Here is a 4,184-nt window from a genome sequence, read left to right as displayed (position 1 = left end):
GGGTATCCGGATTATCTGGTTGGTATGCGAGAGAGAAAGGTGGCCGACAAACTCAACCCACAACGGATTAGCTGGTTGATGGCTCGCTCAGTACGCTCACTTGCTAGAGAGCAGATACTTCACCAAACAGGCGATGCCCAGGACCAGCAGCAATAGTAGGGCAATTCCGATCACTGGCATTATCCAGCCCATCGCCCCCATCATCCCGCAATCGGGTAGTGTCGTGTTCATCGTGACAGAGCTCCCTGTGGTGTCCATGCCCAAAACCCGTGGTGCCGCCGCCCAGTGGCACCACGGTCGCGCTCATATCGTTCACCCGGCACAGCAGGACAACTGCGTCACATCCTTGGTGAAAGTCTGGGCACAGAGCTTGAGCCCTTCCACCATGGTCAGGTAGGGAAATAGCTCATTGGCGATGTCGTGTACGGTCATGCGTGCGCGTAGCGCCATCACCGCCGTCTGGATCAGCTCACCGGCTTCCCCCGCCACCGCCTGCACCCCCAGCAACCGGCCCGAGTCGCGTTCGGCCACCAGCTTGATGAAACCACCGGTGTCGAAATTCACCAGCGCACGCGGCACGTTTTCCAGGTCCAGCTCGCGGGTATCGACGCTGAAGCCTTGCTCGATGGCCTCGGCTTCCGTCAGGCCGACGGTGGCCACCTGGGGGTCGGTGAAGATCACCGCCGGCATGGCGCTCAGGTCCAGGGTGGCTTCGCCCCCGGTCATGTTGACGGCAGCCCGGCTGCCCCCGGCGGCGGCGACATAGACGAACTCCGGCTGATCGGTGCAGTCACCGGCGGCATAGAGCCCCGGCACCGTGGTGTGCAGATGCTCATCGACCAGAATCGCCCCACGTGCGGTTTCCACGCCGAGGCTCGCCAGGTTCAGGGCCTCGGTATTGGGTGTCCGTCCGGTGGCCACCAGCAGTTGATCCGCCCGCAAGGTGCCGGCGTTGGTGTCGACAATGAATTCATTGTCGGTGTAGTCCACGCGGCTCGCCTGGGTCTGCTTGAGGACCTCGATGCTCTCGCGGCGAAACGCCGCCTCCACCGCATCCCCTACCGCCGGGTCTTCCTGGGAGAGCAGGCGGCTGCGGGCCAGCACCGTGACCCGGCTGCCCAGCCGGGCGAAGGCCTGGGCCAGTTCCAGGGCCACCACCGAGGCGCCGATCACAATCAGCCGCTCGGGAAGGGTGTCCAGGGCCAGCGCACTGGTAGAGGTCAGGTAGGGGGTGTCGGCAAGACCCGGGATCGGCGGTACTGCCGGTCGGGCGCCAGTACCGATTAAGGCGCGGTCGAAGTGGACGACCTGCTCGCCGCCCTCGTTCAGCTTGACCATCAGGCTATGGGCATCGATAAACCGGGCCTCGCCGTGCAGGACCGTGATGGCCGGGTGGTCGCGCAGAATCCCCTCGTACTTGGCGTCACGCAGTTCCTCGACACGTCGCTGCTGCTGCTCGAGCAGCTTGGCCCGATCCACCACCGGCGCCTGGGCGCTCAGGCCTGCATCGAAGGGACTTTCCGTACGCAAGTGGGCAATATGGGCCGCGCGAATCATGATCTTCGAAGGCACACAGCCTGTATTGACACAGGTACCGCCGACGGTGCCGCGTTCGATCAGGGTGATCCGGGCGCCGCGCTCGGCGGCTTTCAGGGCCGCCGCCATGGCGGCGCCGCCGCTGCCGATCACCGCGATGTGCGGGGCGTCTTCATCACGGCCCTTGGACACCGATGCGCCTGCCGGGGAAGTGGGCCCACTGTTGGCCAGTCGAGCTTGGTAGCCAAGTCGGGTCACGGCAAACGTCAACGCCGAGGCCGGTGTCTCCGGATCAACGGCTACCGATGCCGTCCCCTGAGGATAGGATACCTCCACCGACTGCACGCCGGGCAGCTTCTCCAGGGCTTCCCTGACATGATCCGCACAGCGGTCACAGGTCATGCCACTCACGTTGAGTTCAATCATCACGTTTCTCCGAGTCTTCATTAGTAAAGCCGGCATCCTGCTTCCGCTTGTGGTATCGCGCGTAGAGAGGTAAGCCGATGGCCAGGGCGGCAAACAGCAGGTAATCGAGATAGCCTGCCAACGCGGCCAGGCCCGCCGTACCGAATAGCACCAGGGCGATTGGCGCGGCGCAACACAGCACCATCAACCCGGTGCCAAGCACGACGCTTAAAAATTTCTGCGAATCTTTCACGCTTATTCCTTCACCGTGGCGGGCAAGCTCGTAAACAACTCACCCGATGACCGCGATGTGCAGCTGCTTGATGTCACTCAGGGGGCGTATTCCTTGATTTGATAGAGCCGTTGTCACAACAGGCGTCGAACTGCTTCTTACGCCAAATCGCATAAATGGTCAGGCCGATGAAGAAGGCCAGGGCCGGCAATAACACAACGTCGAGATAGCCCGTCAGCCCCGCCAGGCCCACCGTGCCAAGCAGGATCACCAGGATCGGCGTAAAGCAGCACAATGCCACCAGGACGGTGCCGATCACGCTCACGCGCAGCAGGGGCTTGGGATTCTTCATGATCACTCTCGATCCGCTTGCGAGGATGTCGGGGTTGATGGATACCCAGCGTTGATGGTGGCCTCGGTCAATGCCTCCACCGACGTTCGGGCGTCGTCAAAGGTGACCACGGCCTCGAGATCCGCGTAGCTCACGTCGACTTGCGAGACGCCGTCCACCTTGTTGAGGGCGGCCTTGACGGTGATCGGGCAGGCGGCACAGGTCATGCCCGGCACCGACAGCGTCACGGTCTGCAGGGCCGCTAAGGCGGGCGTGCTGAGCAGGGCGAGTAGCGCGATGAAGGCGAAACGAGCTTTCATGGTAGATCTCCTTTTAATAGAACAGGGGCAAGATGTAGGGGAATACCAGGGCGATTAGCACCAGCAGCGATACGAGCCAGAAGATCGCCTTGTAGCCCGTCCTGACCCGTGGCACGGCACACACCTCTCCCGGCTGGCACTTTTCCACTGGCCGAAAGACGCGACGCCAGGCGAAGAACATCGCCACCAGCGCGACGCCGATAAAGAGCGGGCGATAGGGCTCCAACGCCGCCAGATTGCTGATCCAGGCGCCGGAAACGCCCAGCGTGATCAGCACCAGCGGGCCGAGGCAACACGCCGAGGCCAGGAGGGCCGCGACTCCTCCGGCGGCCAGGGGCCCTCGCCCCGTTTTAGATGTCCGCATTGACGATTCTCCTTTCGGGATGGGGGGAGCTACGATAAGGTTACTTCCGTAGCTTGGTACGGAGTCAAGCATCATGAAGAGACATGCAGATAAAGTGGCGGACACCATGACCATTGGCGGCCTGGCCAAGGCGGCCGGCGTCAATGTCGAGACAATCCGCTATTACCAGCGACGAGGGCTATTATCGGAGCCCGAACGCCCTCCCGGAGGTATTCGACGCTATAGTGCCGCCGATATCGACAGGTTGACGTTCGTGAAAACGGCGCAGCAGCTGGGCTTTAGTCTGGATGAGATCAGTGACCTACTTCGGCTGGAAGATGGCGCCCACTGTCAAGAAGCCAGTGCTCTCGCAGAGCACAAGTTAGGGGACGTTCGCGAGAAGATCGACAGGCTTGAAAGAATTGAGAAGGTGCTGAGCGAAATGGTCGACAGATGCCATGCACAACAAGGCAATATCACTTGCCCGCTAATTGCGTCATTGCATGAAGGGCTCAGAGAAGCAGAAGACCCAAGGGAGTAACTCACCTTCAGTTCGTTGAAAACAACGCGGTCAAAGAGTCGCGATCATCTATGGACCATGTCGACAAGGAAAGTTTGCATGACTAGCTTGCCTGACAACATCCTTCACCTTCCCGAGTACCACGTCCTAGGCACCAAGATGGAAGAGCATGATCTCCACTACCAGGTCGAAGCTCCTGAGCCTCTAGCTTGCGAGGAATGCGGCGTTGAGAGTGAGTTTGTCAGGTTCGGCAAGCGCGATGTGGCCTATCGCGACCTACCCATCCACGGAAAGCGGGTCACCCTCTGGGTGGTCCGTCGCCGCTACACCTGCCGGGCGTGTGGAAGGACGTTCCGGCCAGCTCTTCCGGAAATGGTAGACGATCACCGCATGACGCGGAGGCTTTACAACCACGTCGAGAAGGAAGCCTTCAATCACCCCTACGCCTACGTGGCTGATACCACGGGCCTCGACGAGAAGACTGTCCGCGAGATATT

At 61.2% G+C, this 4,184-nt stretch carries 7 protein-coding genes; 2 read left to right on the top strand and 5 right to left on the bottom strand.

The features are described 5' to 3' along the window. Nucleotides 1–312 precede the first annotated feature (312 nt). From merA to merT, 5 genes are all read right to left on the bottom strand, one after another. Nucleotides 313–1,962 (bottom strand): mercury(II) reductase, encoded by a 1,650-nt coding sequence (merA, locus tag IM760_RS18700; RefSeq protein WP_082051506.1) that lies wholly within the window; start codon nucleotides 1,960–1,962, stop codon nucleotides 313–315. Beyond that, on the bottom strand, nucleotides 1,955–2,194 hold the full coding sequence (merF, locus tag IM760_RS18695; protein ID WP_027965777.1) for a mercury resistance system transport protein MerF: 240 nt from the start codon (nucleotides 2,192–2,194) through the stop codon (nucleotides 1,955–1,957). Before merF (IM760_RS18695) ends, merA begins: the two co-directional genes overlap by 8 nt. Before the next feature lie 73 nt (nucleotides 2,195–2,267). Further along, nucleotides 2,268–2,525, bottom strand: a complete 258-nt coding sequence (merF, locus tag IM760_RS18690; RefSeq protein WP_033988342.1) for a mercury resistance system transport protein MerF — start codon at nucleotides 2,523–2,525, stop codon at nucleotides 2,268–2,270. A 2-nt stretch (nucleotides 2,526–2,527) separates the two neighbouring features. Further along, nucleotides 2,528–2,824: a mercury resistance system periplasmic binding protein MerP gene (gene merP, locus IM760_RS18685; protein WP_022519794.1), complete on the bottom strand. Its 297-nt coding sequence runs from the start codon at nucleotides 2,822–2,824 to the stop codon at nucleotides 2,528–2,530. A gap of 13 nt (nucleotides 2,825–2,837) precedes the next feature. After that, entirely contained in the window at nucleotides 2,838–3,188 is a 351-nt protein-coding gene (gene merT, locus IM760_RS18680; RefSeq protein ID WP_027965778.1) for a mercuric ion transporter MerT, read from the bottom strand. Between the two features lie 73 nt (nucleotides 3,189–3,261). Between merT and merR the strand changes: the two genes are divergently transcribed. Together merR and IM760_RS18670 are read left to right on the top strand one after the other, a co-directional pair. After that, complete coding sequence (gene merR, locus IM760_RS18675; RefSeq protein ID WP_006911920.1) at nucleotides 3,262–3,708, top strand: Hg(II)-responsive transcriptional regulator; 447 nt, start codon at nucleotides 3,262–3,264, stop codon at nucleotides 3,706–3,708. A gap of 78 nt (nucleotides 3,709–3,786) precedes the next feature. Beyond that, nucleotides 3,787–4,184, top strand: a 398-nt coding sequence (locus IM760_RS18670) for a transposase family protein (protein WP_204431736.1), incomplete at its 3' end; no start/stop codon positions are given.

Origin of the sequence: Alloalcanivorax marinus (assembly GCF_016906305.1) — a bacterium.
In the GTDB taxonomy this organism is placed as follows: domain Bacteria; phylum Pseudomonadota; class Gammaproteobacteria; order Pseudomonadales; family Alcanivoracaceae; genus Alloalcanivorax; species Alloalcanivorax marinus.
Note: the sequence above shows the minus strand (reverse complement) of the source record. Positions and strands in the feature narration are given on the sequence as shown.

Coding starts and splice junctions, on each gene's coding strand:
- merA (WP_082051506.1), bottom strand. CDS start 1,962: ATGATTGAACTCAACGTGAGTGGCATGACCTGTGACCGCTGTGCGGAT.
- merF (WP_033988342.1), bottom strand. CDS start 2,525: ATGAAGAATCCCAAGCCCCTGCTGCGCGTGAGCGTGATCGGCACCGTC.
- merP (WP_022519794.1), bottom strand. CDS start 2,824: ATGAAAGCTCGTTTCGCCTTCATCGCGCTACTCGCCCTGCTCAGCACG.
- merT (WP_027965778.1), bottom strand. CDS start 3,188: ATGCGGACATCTAAAACGGGGCGAGGGCCCCTGGCCGCCGGAGGAGTC.
- merR (WP_006911920.1), top strand. CDS start 3,262: ATGAAGAGACATGCAGATAAAGTGGCGGACACCATGACCATTGGCGGC.